The organism is Exiguobacterium oxidotolerans JCM 12280 (genome assembly GCF_000702625.1).
Lineage (GTDB): Bacteria > Bacillota > Bacilli > Exiguobacteriales > Exiguobacteriaceae > Exiguobacterium_A > Exiguobacterium_A oxidotolerans.
On sequence record NZ_JNIS01000001.1, the window covers coordinates 785,718 to 802,092 of the forward strand.

Annotated in this window: 15 protein-coding genes; 6 read left to right on the top strand and 9 right to left on the bottom strand. The window is 45.9% G+C overall.

Annotated features, from left to right (window positions below):
* The first annotated feature begins 32 nt into the window (after positions 1-32).
* The 3 genes from cydS (at position 33) to budA (ending at position 2,722) form a co-directional block, all read left to right on the top strand.
* Positions 33-134, top strand: a complete 102-nt coding sequence (gene cydS / locus P403_RS16995) for a cytochrome bd oxidase small subunit CydS family protein (protein WP_371816015.1) — start codon at positions 33-35, stop codon at positions 132-134.
* Positions 135-298: 164 nt separating this feature from the next.
* Positions 299-1,993 (top strand): acetolactate synthase AlsS, encoded by a 1,695-nt coding sequence (gene alsS / locus P403_RS0104055; protein ID WP_029331194.1) that lies wholly within the window; start codon positions 299-301, stop codon positions 1,991-1,993.
* Positions 1,994-2,008: 15 nt separating this feature from the next.
* Positions 2,009-2,722, top strand: a complete 714-nt coding sequence (gene budA, locus P403_RS0104060; protein ID WP_029331195.1) for an acetolactate decarboxylase — start codon at positions 2,009-2,011, stop codon at positions 2,720-2,722.
* A 163-nt stretch (positions 2,723-2,885) separates the two neighbouring features.
* On the opposite strand, the gene P403_RS0104065 is transcribed toward budA, so the two are convergent.
* The 6 genes from P403_RS0104065 to pepV all read right to left on the bottom strand — a co-directional run bounded on the left by P403_RS0104065 (position 2,886) and on the right by pepV (position 9,947).
* On the bottom strand, positions 2,886-3,683 hold the full coding sequence (locus tag P403_RS0104065) for a phosphotransferase (RefSeq protein WP_029331196.1): 798 nt from the start codon (positions 3,681-3,683) through the stop codon (positions 2,886-2,888).
* Between the two features lie 51 nt (positions 3,684-3,734).
* A complete protein-coding gene (gene pulA, locus P403_RS0104070; protein WP_235195167.1) occupies positions 3,735-5,903 on the bottom strand; it encodes a type I pullulanase in 2,169 nt (722 codons plus the stop codon).
* Between the two features lie 38 nt (positions 5,904-5,941).
* Positions 5,942-6,808 (bottom strand): hypothetical protein, encoded by an 867-nt coding sequence (locus P403_RS0104075; RefSeq protein ID WP_029331198.1) that lies wholly within the window; start codon positions 6,806-6,808, stop codon positions 5,942-5,944.
* A 9-nt stretch (positions 6,809-6,817) separates the two neighbouring features.
* The gene (gene thpR / locus P403_RS0104080) at positions 6,818-7,333 is read right to left on the bottom strand and encodes an RNA 2',3'-cyclic phosphodiesterase (RefSeq protein WP_029331199.1); all 516 of its coding nucleotides are present in this window, start codon (positions 7,331-7,333) and stop codon (positions 6,818-6,820) included.
* A 6-nt stretch (positions 7,334-7,339) separates the two neighbouring features.
* A complete protein-coding gene (locus tag P403_RS0104085; protein ID WP_029331200.1) occupies positions 7,340-8,485 on the bottom strand; it encodes an MFS transporter in 1,146 nt (381 codons plus the stop codon).
* A 64-nt stretch (positions 8,486-8,549) separates the two neighbouring features.
* The gene (pepV, locus tag P403_RS0104090) at positions 8,550-9,947 is read right to left on the bottom strand and encodes a dipeptidase PepV (protein ID WP_029331201.1); all 1,398 of its coding nucleotides are present in this window, start codon (positions 9,945-9,947) and stop codon (positions 8,550-8,552) included.
* A gap of 307 nt (positions 9,948-10,254) precedes the next feature.
* Here pepV and P403_RS0104095 point away from each other — a divergent pair, with 307 nt between their 5' ends.
* On the top strand, positions 10,255-10,473 hold the full coding sequence (locus P403_RS0104095; protein WP_029331202.1) for a DeoR family transcriptional regulator: 219 nt from the start codon (positions 10,255-10,257) through the stop codon (positions 10,471-10,473).
* Between the two features lie 110 nt (positions 10,474-10,583).
* The gene (locus tag P403_RS0104100) at positions 10,584-11,216 is read left to right on the top strand and encodes an SDR family oxidoreductase (protein WP_029331203.1); all 633 of its coding nucleotides are present in this window, start codon (positions 10,584-10,586) and stop codon (positions 11,214-11,216) included.
* Between the two features lie 75 nt (positions 11,217-11,291).
* Here the strand turns inward: P403_RS0104100 and P403_RS0104105 are convergent, their stop codons facing one another.
* Entirely contained in the window at positions 11,292-12,011 is a 720-nt protein-coding gene (locus P403_RS0104105; protein WP_029331204.1) for a pseudouridine synthase, read from the bottom strand.
* Entirely contained in the window at positions 11,998-13,662 is a 1,665-nt protein-coding gene (locus P403_RS0104110; protein ID WP_029331205.1) for a putative polysaccharide biosynthesis protein, read from the bottom strand. The genes P403_RS0104105 and P403_RS0104110 overlap by 14 nt, the downstream gene beginning before the upstream one ends.
* A gap of 379 nt (positions 13,663-14,041) precedes the next feature.
* Here P403_RS0104110 and P403_RS0104115 point away from each other — a divergent pair, with 379 nt between their 5' ends.
* On the top strand, positions 14,042-15,307 hold the full coding sequence (locus tag P403_RS0104115; RefSeq protein WP_029331206.1) for a BaiN/RdsA family NAD(P)/FAD-dependent oxidoreductase: 1,266 nt from the start codon (positions 14,042-14,044) through the stop codon (positions 15,305-15,307).
* A 61-nt stretch (positions 15,308-15,368) separates the two neighbouring features.
* On the opposite strand, the gene P403_RS0104120 is transcribed toward P403_RS0104115, so the two are convergent.
* Positions 15,369-16,349, bottom strand: coding sequence for a hypothetical protein (locus tag P403_RS0104120; protein WP_029331207.1), 981 nt, complete (start codon positions 16,347-16,349; stop codon positions 15,369-15,371).
* Positions 16,350-16,375: the final 26 nt, after the last annotated feature.

Genomic DNA, 16,375 nt, shown 5'->3' on the forward strand with positions numbered 1-16,375 from the left:
TATACGGACTATCCCTAAAGGAGGTTTTGACATTGGAAAATTTCTTAATCATGTGGGCATCACCGATCGTTCTCGTCATGGGTGTGACTGCTCTTTTCGTTTGGGCGACATTCGGTAAAGTTGACGCTAAATAATCGCGATTCAGTAGGCATCTTGTGTTCTGTCACAAGATGCCTTTTTTACTTTCTAAAGGATTATGGTTGGTTTCTGACTAAAACAGATGTATAATTTCGATGAAACAGTTTTTATATTACAGCTATCAATCGACAAAATACGTTGATAAAGAAGGAGAATTGTAATGAACAAAAACGAAAACAGCGAAAACGAAAATTTAGTACAGAAAAAAACAGGAGCTGATTTGGTCGTTGATACGTTAATCGAGCAAGGGGTCGAATACATCTTTGGAATTCCCGGAGCAAAAATCGATTCTGTTTTCAACGTCTTACAAGATCGTGGTCCTGAATTAATCGTCGCACGTCACGAACAAAATGCCGCCTTCATGGCTCAAGCAATCGGACGTTTGACAGATAAACCAGGGGTCGTCCTCGTTACGTCTGGTCCGGGCGCATCAAATCTCGCAACAGGTCTCGTGACAGCTAACTCGGAAGGCGATCCGGTCGTCGCGATTGCTGGTGCCGTCTCACGTGCCGATCGACTCAAACGGACGCACCAATCGATGGACAACCAAGCACTCTTTACACCAATCACGAACTTCAGCGCGGAAGTTCAAGATGCGGATAATATCCCAGAAGTCCTCTCGAATGCTTTCCGGACAGCGGAGACGACGTCCGGTGCTGCTTTCGTCAGTATTCCGCAAGATGTCGGTTTGAACGAATCAAACGTCACGTCCTTTAAAGCCGTCCCGACACCAAAACTCGGGATTGCTCCAGAAGAATGGGTCGAAGAGACGGCCACACTGATCGAACAAGCGAAACTCCCTGTTCTCTTGCTCGGTATGCGTTCCAGTCAACCGGACGTCGTCAAAGCGATTCGCGCTTTATTGAACCGTGTTTCGATTCCCGTCGTCCAAACGTTCCAAGCTGCGGGGACGTTGTCACGTGACTTAGAATCTAATTTTTATGGTCGTGTCGGTCTATTCCGCAACCAACCAGGTGACGCGTTGCTCGCTGAAGCGGATCTCGTCTTATCCATTGGTTATGACCCGATCGGCTATGATCCGAAGTTTTGGAACAAACCAACGAATGAACGGACATTAATTCATATCGACCAAATGCGGGCTGAAATTGATCACTTCTATCGTCCTGATCGCGAGCTTGTCGGTGACGTCGCGAAAACGATTGATGCGTTATCCGATCGTCTGAAACCACTCGCCTTGTCAACAAGCACGGATACATTCTTGAACGGTCTTCAACAACGGCTCGTCGAGCGGGACGTCCCACCGGTCGTCGAAGACTCGCTATTGACGCATCCACTTTATTTCATGAAGACATTACGCGAACAGATTGCAGATGACGTTACCGTAACGGTTGATGTCGGTTCACATTATATCTGGATGGCGCGTCATTTCCGTTCATACGAACCACGTCACCTCTTGTTCAGTAACGGGATGCAGACGCTTGGTGTTGCATTACCTTGGGCCATCGCAGCGACACTCGTCCGTCCTGGTAAAAAAGCCGTCTCGATTTCAGGTGACGGCGGGTTCCTTTTCTCAGCGATGGAACTTGAGACAGCCGTCCGCTTGAATGCTCCGATCGTCCATTTCGTTTGGCGTGACAGCGGCTTTGATATGGTCGCGTTCCAACAAGAAATGAAATATAAACGAAAATCAGGCACATCATTCGGCGATGTCGATCTTGTGAAGTATGCAGAAAGTTTCGGTGCAAAAGGTTTACGCGTCAATCATCCGTCTGAACTCGTTGCTGTCATGGAAGAAGCTTGGAAAACAGAAGGACCTGTCATCATTGATGTTCCAATCGATTACAGCGATAATGCTGCGCTCGGAAAAGAAGTACACTTGGATCAATTAAACTGATAAGGAGATGAGCAGATGACGAACGATGATACGTTACTTCAAATCTCGACGATGATGGCGTTACTTGACGGCGTCTTCGAAAGCGAGGTCAGTTATGCGTCCGTTCTTGACGGGCGCGACTTCGGAATCGGCACCTTCGACCATCTCGACGGAGAAATGATTGGTTTTGATAATACCTTTTATCAATTGCGTTCTGACGGGAGCGCCCGCCCGCTCGACCCTGAAACGACGACACCGTTTTGTACGTTGACTCGATTTACTCCGACACAGTCGATTCAAATCGATCAAGAAATGACGAAACAAGACTTCGAGCATTGGCTAAGCACGCAACTCGCAACCATCAACAGCTTTTATGCCGTGCGAATCGATGGAGAGTTCACGGAAGTCAAGACACGGACGGTCGCGCGCCAAGAACAACCATTCGTCCCGATCACGGAAGCCGTTGCGACACAAAGTGCACGGACGTTCGAACAGACGGAAGGGACACTTGCCGGCTACTATACACCACGCTTCGGTCACGGGATTGCCGTCGCCGGATACCATCTACACTTCATCGATCAAGCCCGCGAAGGTGGCGGGCACGTCTTCGATTACACGGTCAAGAACGTCACCGTCTCATTCGAAGAAAAACCACGCCTTGATTTACGTCTACCGACGACAGCTGCTTACCGAGAAGCAGATCTTGAAAGTCATGACATCGAACAAGAGATAAAAATTGCCGAAGGTTGATGCCTTTTTCCTAATAAAAACCGCCAAAGCGCTTCATGCGCCTTGGCGGTTTTTCTATAAAGCCATTTTGAACAACTAATCTGCAGTAACAAAAAAAGATGGAGCATCACAGATACCTGTGACCTCCACCTCACTTGGTTAATTCTTTAAGCAACCACTATTACTAAAATTCATTCTCAAGTAATTGCGTAAGGAACACATAACTTTCTGGCGCATCCGGATGCTGTGCATCTTCATACCAGTAAATCGACAAAATCGCTTGTGCCACCACGTACCAATGCATGCGCTGTTTTAATTCAAGGGTCAACGGATGACCGTAACTCGCAAACCATTCTGGCCAGTATTCCTCGTCAACATAACTATAGAGCATCATCCCTAAGTCATAAGCACGATCGGCGATGATCGCATCATCCCAATCATTTAAATAGAGATGACCATCCGCCCCCGTCAACCAATTGTTGTGATTTAAATCTGAATGACAAACGACTTGCTCATCCGTTCGGACAAGCGCTAAATGCGTCTCTAAATAACCAATCGCCTGTTCAATCAACTTTGGTTCACGTAGTTCTGCCGGTTGAAAATAGAGCCGGCATTGACGCAATAGCTCATCTGGTTCAATTGGTCGTTGATCAAGTTGTTGTAACATGAACAACAACTCTTTTGAATCATGTATTTTCCCTAGTAATCGGGCCACCTCTGGACGCTCCATCATTTCCGGTTCGAGTTCGTTTCCTTCAATGAATTGTTGCGCACTGATGACATCCCCACTGTAAATTCGTTTAGTCCAAAGCAACTTCGGAACGATTCCATCCGCCGATAAAATGGCTAAGAACGGAGAAGAGTTCCGCTTCAAAAATAATTTCGACTGCCCAGTCGAAGCGACGTACGCTTCACCTGTAATGCCGCCTGCTGGCGTAAGCGTCCAGCCTTCGCCAAGCGCATCTAAAATATCTAATTCCATCATAATCCGCTCAACTTTTTAATAGATTTGCCATAAGGCACAATGAATATCTTAACATGTCGCAATCGTCGTTGACAACGGAAGCACTTTAATCTTGGCGACGCCTTTTTCGATTGGGGTGACGGATGCTTCATCACCTTGAACATGAAGATTCCACATCGGATGATCGAGCGCAATCTCGATTGTTTCATCCGTCACATTATGCACGACGAGTGTTCGCTGCCAGGCATCATAAGAGTGAATTGCATCCACTTCGTAAGCGATGACACCCGGTCGCATCGGTAAAAAATGAAGCGATTCTTGAATCTGATTCGCCCGGTGCAAACGGAAACCACCGTGCATCCGTCTAATCTGTAAAATATTTTTAATATAGTCGACCATCTCAAAATGACGATCCCGTAATGTCCAATCCAATCGATTGATGGCGTCCGGAGCATTATAACTGTTTTCGACACCTTGTTTCGTCCGACCAAATTCTTGCCCGGCATGAAGAAATGGAATTCCCTCTGCTAAAATCACGATCGTTTGTGCAAGGCGACTCATGTGCAGAAGTTGTTTTTCATCAAGATCCGGTCTAGCAAGGCTCAATTTATCAAACAGCGTATGATTGTCGTGTGCTTCGACGTAGTTAATCGAGTAGGTCGGCTCTGGGAAGCGACCGTACGTTTGATTCTCAAGCGTCACACTTCCGGCTATTCCGTTTCGAACCTCTCCTTCTTTCCAAAGATCGCCCGACACAAATCCACGGTCATGTTCATTAAACGTTGATCCCTTCAGTGCATCACGGAAGACATCGTTAAAATGACCAATCCCAGGCATCCGTGCAGCAGATGCACTGGTAGCTTTCCGTCGATCCGGTAGCGGTGTCGAAAGATCCCATCCTTCCCCATAGATAAGGATTGTCGGATCAATCCCATCAAACGCTGTCCGAAGGCTGTTCATCGTCTCCACGTCGTGAATTCCCATCAAATCAAATCGGAAGGCATCAATTTGGAGTACCTCCGCAAAATAGGTCACACAGTCAACAATCAATCGTTTCATCATAAAACGTTCTGATGCTGTATCATTCCCGACGCCCGTTCCATTCGCTAGCGTCCCGTCGAGTTCATAACGGAAGTAGTAACCAGGAACAAGATGTTCGAGTGCAGCCTGCTCACGAATATAGACATGATTCATGACGACATCAAACGTGACCCGGATTCCCGAAGCATGCAGCTGATCAATCATCTCGACGTACTCGAAAATCCGCGTCCGCGGATTTGTCGCATCACTCGCATAGCTACCCGCTAGTGCGAACCAATTTACAGGGTCGTACCCCCAATTGTATGGTGAACGTGTAATTTCATCCGTCGAACCGAAAAAATGTACCGGTAGAAGTTGAACGTGTGTCACGCCCAAGTCAAGCACATAATCGAGTCCTGTCTTCTTCCCAGCCGGAGAACGCGTCCCTCGCTCGGACACACCCAGGTATTGTCCCGGGTGCGTCGATCCTGATGTCGCATCAATCGTGAAGTCCCGGATATGTGCTTCATAAATTACTGCATCCGTTGGTTTCACGAGAATCGGACGTTTTTTCCGCTTCGGAAATCGCTGCCTGATTTCTTGGTCGACATCTGACAGGACGCCGAACTGCCCGTTCGCCGTCACTGCTTTCGCATATGGATCGACGATTTCGGTCGTCCCTAAGTACGTTGTCACGCGATAACGGTATCGGGTGTGTTCATATTCACGAGCTAACGTAATTTGATAAACACCACGATCGCCCCGTTTCATCTCGCTCGTTTTCAGAACTGATTCTGTTGAATCGTAGACGACACATTCGATACGTTCCGCAATTGGTGACCAGACAAAAAGTGATAACATCCCATCATCCATCATGACGCCCAGCGGCCCTTCGTAACTATATTTACGATCGAACAACGATGTTTGAACAACACGCCCCGGAAAGATTCGAATCCGGCCTTGTGTCGCACTCACTAATTCATACACACTCTCTAACTCAATCGCTCCCTCTACTTCCAAAATGAGACGTTCGACTCCACCGTCTTGTTGTTGCGAAATGACAGCATAATCGATGATTGTCTGATTTGAAACTAACTGCACGTCTTCTTTAGTGAATGACTGTTTCGATTCGACCAAAATCGTTTGAAACGTCAAAAATTCCGCTGAAATTAATTGTGGGTGCATCAGCGCTAGTTCGCTACTTTTCATTTTCGTCATATTTGCGCGACAACATCAAAATTTTTGCCGCTCCCTCCTCACGTCTGAATCCGCTCATTCTCTTGATCATTGACCGCCATTTGAAACGTGATCGATGACGTTTCTTTTAGTATCTTTTCACAAACGCGCATTTGAAAAGCTTTTGTATAGGGGGCGGATGTATTCATTTTGTGTAACCAGTGTGCAAAATCGACTTTACTTACATAAGTAGTTTTCGACTCTTTCGGCAGTTGATCAAAATAACCTTTCGACGCGATGACGACTCGTTCGATTGGTAGTTCAAGTTCATTTCCTAAAACAAGCCGTAAAATATCTTCTGTCCGTTTCAAACTGATCAACGGATTCAGAATGTTTTTTGTCGGTGCCTTAAATGGCTGTTCACGCCATAATTTCTCTCGTTTAATATGATAGATGCTCTCTTCTCCATCCAACCAATCGAGTAGATAAATCGCGGATGGGCCGACGACAAAGGAACTTAACTCGACTTCTCCTTGTTGATAATGAATGACAGCACGATAAAACAAACCGTATTGATCATTTAACAGATGGACCATTTGATAAAAGTCGAGGTGTCGCCGAAGCGGCAATTTCCATATCTCATCTTCAGTTGCCCCGCCCGCTACATAAAGCAGCTTTTGAATCTCGACTCGTTTTTTATACCATTTATCAAACGCTGGCTTTGAGATTTGTTTCCCTGGTAACTGGACGACGACAGGAGATTTGAAGAATTGCCACCATTTCTTAGGACGGACGATTGTCTCGCCCGGGAACAATTCCCCAGCTTCCCACTTATGAAATAGATTCTCATAGTCTAACTGCCGTTGCTCTTTGTAGCGTTTTGAGACTTCGAGCGGGTTCTTCTCATACTTACTCTCTAAATCATATAATTTCATCAATAACGCCATGAGATCACCTCACTGTTCTTTCCCGCATCTAGCTAAGGTATTGATTCGATATCTCGGACGATCAGCTGGATGGATTTCATATAAAATAAGTTCCGTGACATTAATTTTCGCTTGTAGTGTCATGTCTGGCAATGGTTCTTCACAGTCTGCATTCCAGCGTTTCGCAAGTGTGATATGAGGAACAAACGGTTTATGTCGTTCCGGAGCCAGTTGATTCGCGAGTCGTAATAAAGAAGTCGTCTCTTCCACCCCCGCAGCGAAAACGCGTGGACGGTCCTCGTTACCGAACGTAACGAGATGATTGATTGTCAAAGTGAATGGCTGAACAGTAGCTGCAATTTCTTTAAGACGACATTGCCACTCATTCAATTCGCGCTCCGTCAACCCACCTAAGAAATGTAATGTCAGGTGAAAGTCTTCCTGGCCGTAGACCTGTTGATAGTAATGGTTAAGATTAACCGCTTCAGATAACTGCTTCAACTCGAGGAGCGGTACAGGAATCGCGATAAAATAATGTCGTTCCAAAATCAATCACTCCTTGATTTTCCCACTGATCACATAGAGCACTGCCCCAATCAGGCTACTACCTGTATATACCCAAAAGACAGCATAGATTGTCCAATGTTGAAGGACAAATCCACTCATTAAGTTAAAAGCTGCTGTTGCCAGACCGGTTGTCGTCGCCATGTATGTACTGACGGCAGTCGCCACAATCGATGCTGGGACAAGCGAACGAACATAATCTAATGCAACGGGAATCAACAAACCGACGATCCCCCCTTGAAGTGCTGCTAATAACCAAAGCATAAAGATGGGTGGCTCTAATGCTAACATACCTGTCCGGACGGCAGATAAAATCGATACAAGAACGAGCACGGGAATCGCGCCAAATCGCATCAACATCCGCGTCGCAATCCGCATGAACGGGATCTCGCAGAGGACAGCTACAAAAAATAAGGTTCCGACGAGTGCCGTCGATTCGCCTCGAATCGTAACATAACTTCCGAAATAATAATTGTTCGCAAAAATCGGACCAAAGACGAGACTTCCACCTGCTAAAAATAATAAGAAACGTTTGTTTGAAAACAGACGGGAAATCGGCACACGATCCATGACCGTAACGCTTACAGGTGATTCTTCAACACCAATCAAGACGATGAAAGCAAGCACGAGAGCGGCACCACTCGCAAAAAATATCGCTCCGAGTGCTCCACCTTCTGTCACCTGTCCAAGTATGAAAACAGCAAGTGCGAAACCAGCCGAGCCAAATAGACGTAACGCACCATAATCGACTGACTTCCGTTTCGAAAATTCGATGGCGAGTGTATCGACTAACGGAATATGCGCACACTGGAACAATGCCCAGAGACAAGCAATCAGTAGTAACAATAAATAAACGGATGTTACTAAATAACTGACCGTGAACCCTGCTGCCGCGAGGAGCGCAACGAGCAACAGCCGTTTCGGTCGTCCAATCCGGTCGGCAGCGATTCCCCATAACGGTTGGAGTAAAATCGATAAAATCGGACCAATCGAAACAATCGTTCCAATTTCAGTACCAGATAATCGAAAGGCATCATTTGAAAAATAAAGCGTTAAATACGGAATGAGTGCACCTTGCCCGAAGAAGATAAAAAAGTAGAGCGCCTGAAAATGATATTTTTGACGGTTAATCACGCAAGATACTTCCTTTCAAGAATCAATCCCCCGTCATCACTGCGCCGGGGGATTCATGTCCTTATTATTTGGCTAGTTCATAAATCGCTTCCGCATAAATCGCGACAGCTAACAATAACTCTTCAAAATCAACGTATTCATCGACTTGGTGCGCGACTTCCGGACCACCCGGGAAAACTGGACCGAATGCAACACCTGCTGTTAATGAACGGGCGTACGTGCCCCCACCAATTGCAATCAAGTCCGCTTTTTGATTCGTGTGACGTTCATAGACAGCACTGAGCGTCTGAATTAATTCATGTTCTGGATCAACATGGTGCGGTGGCATGTGCGTCCGCGTCTGAAGGTCGAAACCATAGGCCAAAGCCGCTTCCTTAATCAACTGTAGACGCTCCGTGAAATCAGCGCTGTGCGGATAACGAATATTGAGTGACGTCGTCCCTTGCCCCTCTTCATAACGGAAGACACCACCATTGATCGTTAAATCTCCCGTTTCATCTGATGCCGCTACACCCAATGCAACCCCGCGTGAATCACGGAACATATGCATGACGAGTTCAATGTAACGCCGTCCATTGTAGTCAAGGTGAAGCGTACTTAAGAAACGAGCAAGGTGTAATGCCGCGTTTTTACCATTATCCGGCTCCATCGCATGCGCTGCTACTCCGAAGACGTCAAAGACAAGACCTTCTGCCGTTTGCTTCACTGTCCCTGTCAATCCTTGCTCTTCCAGGTAGGCATGGAATGAAGATTCAATCGATCCGTGTTCAGCTACATGGACCGTCGCTGTCGCATGACCCGGTACCATGTTCGGACGTTCTCCGCCTACGAACGTTACAAGATGATAACCTGTGTCTGCAGTTCGTGCTGGTTTCCCTTGGATCAAGAGGCCATCATATAATCCTTTTTCAGCATTGATGATTGGAAAATCAGCGTCTGGTGCAAATCCAATCGTCGGCATCTCTTCATGCTTGAAGTAGTGATTGACACAACGCCATTCGCTCTCTTCATCTCCACCAGCAATTAAACGAATCCGTTTCGATAACGGTAACCCTAACTCTTTGACGATTTTTAACGCATAGTATGCCGCAATCGTCGGTCCTTTATCATCAATCGCACCACGTGCATATAGTTTCCCGTCCGCTAGCGTCGGATTGAACGGTCCATACGTCCAGCTGTCCCCACCAGCAGGAACAACGTCGAGATGGCAAAGAATCCCGAGCAGCTCTTCACCTTGACCATATTCAAGGTGCCCTGCGTAACCGTCGACATTTTTTGTTTTAAACCCATCGCGCTCCCCAGTCGCTAACATCCAATCAAGTGCACGTTTGACTTCTAAACCAAACGGCGCCCCTTCTTGAATCGTTGTTTCATCAAGTATACTCGGTATGCGTAACAACTCTTTTAAGTCCGTCAACAGTGCTTCGCGTCGCGCCAAAACTTCTTCTTTCCAATTTACCATATGACACCTCTCCCTTATCCGTTAATACGTTCACCTTTTTAGTATAGCGAATGTTCGGCAATTACGAACATCCAAAATCTTAATTCTTCCATTTCTCTTATTAAGACGAACATTAAAAAATAATAAAACGATTACATTCGTTATTCAATGTTCAATTTGTATGTTTTTTTCAATAACGTTCGGTTAAATTACTTGCATTCTATACTGAAAGAGTTATACTAAAGACGAAACAACTTGATATATCACCGTCTATTGTCACCCGAAGTTTTAGAACACTATTCTATCCATTGGGGGAGTGGTTATACCAATGAAAGATTCTACAGACCGTATGTTGACCCGAATTAAGTCGATCTATCTCTTTATCAACGAGAACGGAGCTACTACGACAGCAGAGTTGGTTGAAGAGTTTGGCATCACATCAAGGACCGTTCAACGGGATTTGAATGTGCTCGAATACAACAATCTCATTGTGAGCCCAAGACGCGGTACTTGGACATCAAGTAAAAAGCAACGACAAGCCGGTTAATCAAGCAGTTTCAACACTATTTTTCTTTTACGACGCGAATCTTTCGCGTCTTTTTTTGTTTTTTTTTTTAGCAGACGGGTATACCTACTTTAGAGAAGGAGATGATTTGAATGAATATCATTATTATTGGAGCAAACGGAACAACAGGTCGAAAAATGGTTGAATTGATTGCAAAACAAGGACAACATCAAGCGATTGCTGTGGTCCGAGAAGAAAATCAAATTAACGATCTAATCGCACTTGGTGCATCTGAAGTACGAATCGGTGATTTAACAGAGGACATGTCGAATGTCGTTAAAGATGCTGACGTTACGATTTTCGCAGCAGGTGCCGGTGGAGCATCGGACGAATTGACTCGCGCTGTCGATAAAGATGGAGCCATCAAAGTCATCGATGCATCAAAAGCAAATGGAATTGAACGCTTCATCATGCTCAGTTCTGTCGGTACGGATAATCCGCGTGGCGAACTAAAAGTTTACCTCGAGTCAAAAGCCGCTGCCGACGAACACTTAAGAGAGAGTGGACTCGATTACACGATCGTCCGCCCTGGTCCATTGAGTGATGAAGATGCAAGTGGTACAGTCGAAATCAAAGAACACTTTGAATCGTACGAAGATCGTAAAGTCCCACGTGCCGATGTCGCGACACTGCTCGTGACATTAGTCGATCACAAAACACAATCACGTCAATTCGAAGTATTGAGCGGTCCTTTCCCAATCGCGGAAGCACTCCGGAACGTTTAATCTACTCTTCAATTGATGGAATCTAAATAAAAAAACGCTTCTGCCAAGTGCAGGAGCGTTTTTTTGACACGTCACTTATTCCGGTGTCCAGTCGAACAGCGCTAACTCGCCACGCGTCAGTTCACGGTACTCACCTGGTTCGAGTGTTGAATCAAGCGGCAATTCACCAATCGATAGACGTTTTAAATACGTCACTTCTTTTCCTAACGCCAGCATCATCCGTTTGACTTGATGGAACTTGCCTTCTGTAATCGTCAGTTCCAGCGTCGATGTCTCATCCGTTGCCTCTAAGATCACGAGTTTCCCCGGTTTCGTTTTATATCCATCCTCCAACGTGACACCTTCTTGTACTTCAATCACGTCTTCTTCCGTCAACGTACCGATGACTTCTGCATAGTACGTTTTCGCAACATGTTTTTTCGGTGACATCAACGCATGATTAAATGAACCGTCGTTCGTTAACAGTAATAAACCTTCCGTGTCTTTATCCAATCGCCCGACCGGAAACGGTTTGAAGTACGTCACGTCCTCGAACAATAACTCAATCACTGTTTGGTCCCGCTTGTCTTCCGTCGCACTGATTACACCAGGCGGTTTGTTCATCATCAAGTAGATATACTTTTGGTAAACGACAGGTTCACCATACATGAGAATATCTTGTGTCTCGACATCGACATGCTGTTTCGGGTCGAGTACAATCTCCCCATCTACTTGAATCGCACCGGATTTTAAGAGTTGTTTTACTTCTTTACGGGAGCCTGCCCCCATATTGGATAACAATTTATCTAGCCGCATTGCCACGTCCTCGTTTCATTGAAAATTTTCTTCCTAATACTGCTTCTGCCAGTCCGGTCCAAATGGCTAATCCGGCAAAAATCACGATGCCGAGTCCCGCACCGACGATTAAAATCGCAAGTGACGCAAGTGTCGTTTCTGGCAAGAATGCAACCATTCCCCATTTCACGAGTCCAACACCGATGCCCATGATGGCACTGATGATCATGATTAACGATGTCCGGCGCAAGACACTACTAAACGGAAAATCGACCGTTTGGGTGATGCGGAAGAACATTAATCCTGTCGCGACGAGATAACCAAGAATCGTTGCATATCCAGCGCCCGTTCCGTCACCTGTCAAATGAATCAACGGTGCGTTCAACAAATACTTTGTCAGTAGCCCGGCAAGTGTCGCAATGATTGTAAAGTATTGGCGATTGATTCCTTGTAAGACGGCTGCTGTTACAGAGTAAAGCGCTAGGAACAGCGCACTTGGAGCATAACTTAAAAGATACACCCATGCCTCCTGGTCTTTCGGGAAGAGGACATGGAATGTCTCTTGACTCAATAAAATCATCCCGACGACGGCTGGAATCGTGACGAAAAATGCCAATTGATAAATTTGTGAAATTTGTTTTTTAACTTTTTTCATGTTGCCTTGCGTGAATGATGCTGTCAACAACGGCGTTGCCGACAACGACAATCCGGTTGCGACCGAAACAGGGATCAAGACGATTTTATGACTGTCGGCAATTAAATACGCTGTCGCGTTACCCGCTGCCTCAAGTGTATACCCGATACTTTGCAAGGCTGCGTTCATCGTATTTTGATCGATGACTTGATAAAGTGGCGTCGATAACCCGACCATGACGATCGGAATCGCATATGTCAAAAGTTCTTTGTAGAGATCTGTTAACGGCCGTTCCGGTGATTGAACCGTTTGACTGTCACGTAATTCTTGTAACCCGGGAGCACGCTTCCGGAAATAGTAAACGAGGATTGCCACACTGCCGATTGCTCCAATGAATGCACTGAAGGTCGCGATTGTCGCGGCCCATGCTGCATCCGCATCGAAGATATAAATCGCAATGCTAACACCTGCCAGTAAAAACACAATTCGAACGATTTGTTCAAGAATTTGCGAAATCGCTGTGGGTCCCATTGATTGGTGACCTTGAAAATATCCGCGCGTCATGCTCATCGGTGGGATGAGTAATAAAGCGAAACTGACCCCGCGAATCGTCATCGTCACGGCATCGATGTAAGAAGCCGAATTGACATCACCGCCAGGAATTGCCCGATGTGCAAGATAGGGGGCAAGTAAGAATAAGGCGATGAACGAAACGATACCGGTCAAAGACATGATCTTTAATCCAGAACGATACAGACGTTCACTCGTATCGTATTCGCCAAGTGCATTATATTTAGCGACGAATTTAGAGACGGCGACTGGAATACCCGCTGTCGCCAGCCCAATCATGATTGCATAGTAGTTATACGCATACGTATAAAACATGATGCCGGTCGCACCGACCATAAACTGAAAAGGAAACAGGTAAATCAGACCAAGGGCTCGTGAAATAAGTGATGCTCCAGACAAGAGCATCGTTCCACGAACGAATCCCGAGTTGCTGGATGAAGTCGATTGCTTTTTGTTAACAGTGGCCATGATAACTTCCCTCACGCTTTCTTTTTTTATTAAAATTAGACGAGAATACTCCCACTTTTAAACGTTCAGCGCGTAGTCCTAGTGTGAGTGGGAGATGAGTCGTCTTCGAGCAAGACGTGTCTTCCGACACGTCAATTGTCCGACACTCTTAGTTTGAAAACAACCAAGATCAGGAATCCTCTACCTCTAAGCGAAGCGGAAGTGGAGGTAGTTCAACGTTTGACAACCTATAATATATTGTCTCAATTAACAAGTTCTATGATGCACAATTGCAAATCATTATACCGCTCCCCTCTCATAAAAGAAAGAGACGGTTTGTTTACAGACCGAACTTCTGCTAAAGTGGAACAAGCAGAAGACTATTCAATGAGGTGACAGCATGTACGATGTAATCGTAATCGGAGGCGGACCGAGCGGCTTGATGGCAACGCTCGCCTCTTTACAAGCAGGCGCGAAAACACTCCTGCTCGATAAAGGAAATAAATTAGGAAGAAAGCTTGCGATTTCCGGTGGTGGGCGTTGTAACGTCACGAATCGTAAACCGCTCGACGAACTCGTCCAGTCGATCCCAGGAAATGGCCGCTTCTTATACAGCGCCTTTTCACAATTCAGTAACGAATCGATCATCGACCTGTTCGAAGGATTCGGCGTGGCGTTAAAAGAAGAAGATAACGGGCGGATGTTCCCTGTCTCGGATAAAGCAGCTGACGTCGTCCGTGTCTTGATTGATCAAATCCGAGCGCACGGTGCCGAGATTCAAACGAATGCAGAAGTCGCGTCACTCGAGTTTCACGCGGATGGTTCATTTGCAGCCGTTCTCATGCAAGACGGCACACGCCTTGAAGCGAACAGTTGTGTCGTTGCAGTCGGTGGACAATCCGTGCCCCATACGGGTTCGACCGGTGACGGGTACCCCTGGGCTGAAAAAGCCGGTCATACGATTACCGAACTTTTCCCGACCGAAGTCCCGATCTTACTAAACGATGCCTTTATTCAAGCGAAATCGCTTCAAGGCTTATCGCTCCGCGACGTCGCATTGACGGTTCACGGAAAAAAAGATAAAGCCATTAAAACACACACGGGTGATTTGCTCTTTACGCATTTCGGGCTGAGTGGTCCGATCGCACTACGTTGCAGCCAATATACGATCAAGGAACGCAAACGCTCCGGCGAACGAATCGTTCATTTATCGGTCGACTTATTCCCAGAAGAATCAATCGGAGCATTGACGGAACGTTTTCAGGCTGCGCTTGCAGCCAATCCGAAAAAAACCGTCCGAAACGCCTTAAAGGGATTCGTACCGGAACGTTTGCTTGAATTACTCTTCACACAAATCGGTTTTGGTGACGAAGTGTGTACGCAAGTGAAGAAACAAGATTTCACGCAACTGCTGACAACATTAAAACGTTTCCCACTTCATGCGACCGGGACACTTGATTTTGATAAAGCCTTCGTCACGGGCGGAGGGGTGTCAATCAAAGAAATCCATCCAAAAACGATGATGTCGAAAAAAGCAGACGGTCTGTTCTTTGCCGGAGAAATTTTAGACATTCATGGTTATACCGGCGGCTACAACATTACAGCTGCTTTTGTAACGGGACACTGTGCCGGAACGAATGCTGCTCTACTCAATCAAACGACGTAATTAAAAAAAGGTGTTCGTTCGTGATTTTTTTCACGAATGAACACCTTTTTAATTTTTTTGATCAATCGATCGGGGTAAACGAACGGCTCGAAAATTTATCGGTTTCGACCAAAGCAAACAGTTCATTGTCTTGAACAAAGATTCCTTCTGCCCCATATACTTTCGGACTTGCAGATTCTCCCGTGATCGTCTTATCCTTCGCATCAATCGAATAAAGATACAAGGAGTCGGAGTCCAACGTATAGATGCGCCCTTGTCGTTCTGCGAGTCCAATCGGACGGAACTTTTCTTCAAATGCTTTTTTTGCATCTGCCCGCATACCATCTGCAGCATCGATTCGATCTCGCGTAACAACCGTCAAATACGGCGGTTTCTGCTTTTTCTTGAGTTTCTTTTTCTCTTTTGCTGTCGCATCAGGATCAATTTTAATTTCATCTTGCTTCATTTTAAAATACGTCAATTCGATGCGCCCTAACGACCGGATGTTATTGATCGTGTAAAATTCTTTTTCTTCAGCATCGTACCCAAGCCCATGAAAATTATCTCGAATGGTCGTGCCTTTGATTTTTTTACGCGTTTCTTCCGACCATGCACCATCTTTTCGTGTAATCGTCACAAGAATTTGATTTGATGTCAGTAATGCGACCGTTTCGCCATCAACGAGTGCCATTCCGTCAAGTCCTGCGAGTAACAGCTTGCCATCATTCTTCAATTGGAAGGAAGCATTGATTCGCTCGCCCGTCCCACTGACTTCAAAGAAATGATAGTCTTCCGTCACAACAAGATAGGAACCAATCGAATCATCATATAACATCTGTTGAACATCCTTGATTAATGGTTCTTCCGGATTCGGAATCGAAGAAGGAAGGCTTGGCGGCACTTGTTTGACAGCCGCTTGGTGTTTTGATTGCGTCTCGATTTTTGTGAAGGTCTCTTGAATTTGCGCTAACGTCTCTGGTTTTGAGAAGACGAGTAGAATACAAAGGATCAGGCCGGAGACGACGGCAAAAATCGTTGTATAGACTATATAGGATCGTTTCATTTACACAAATCGCCTTTCTCTCTCGG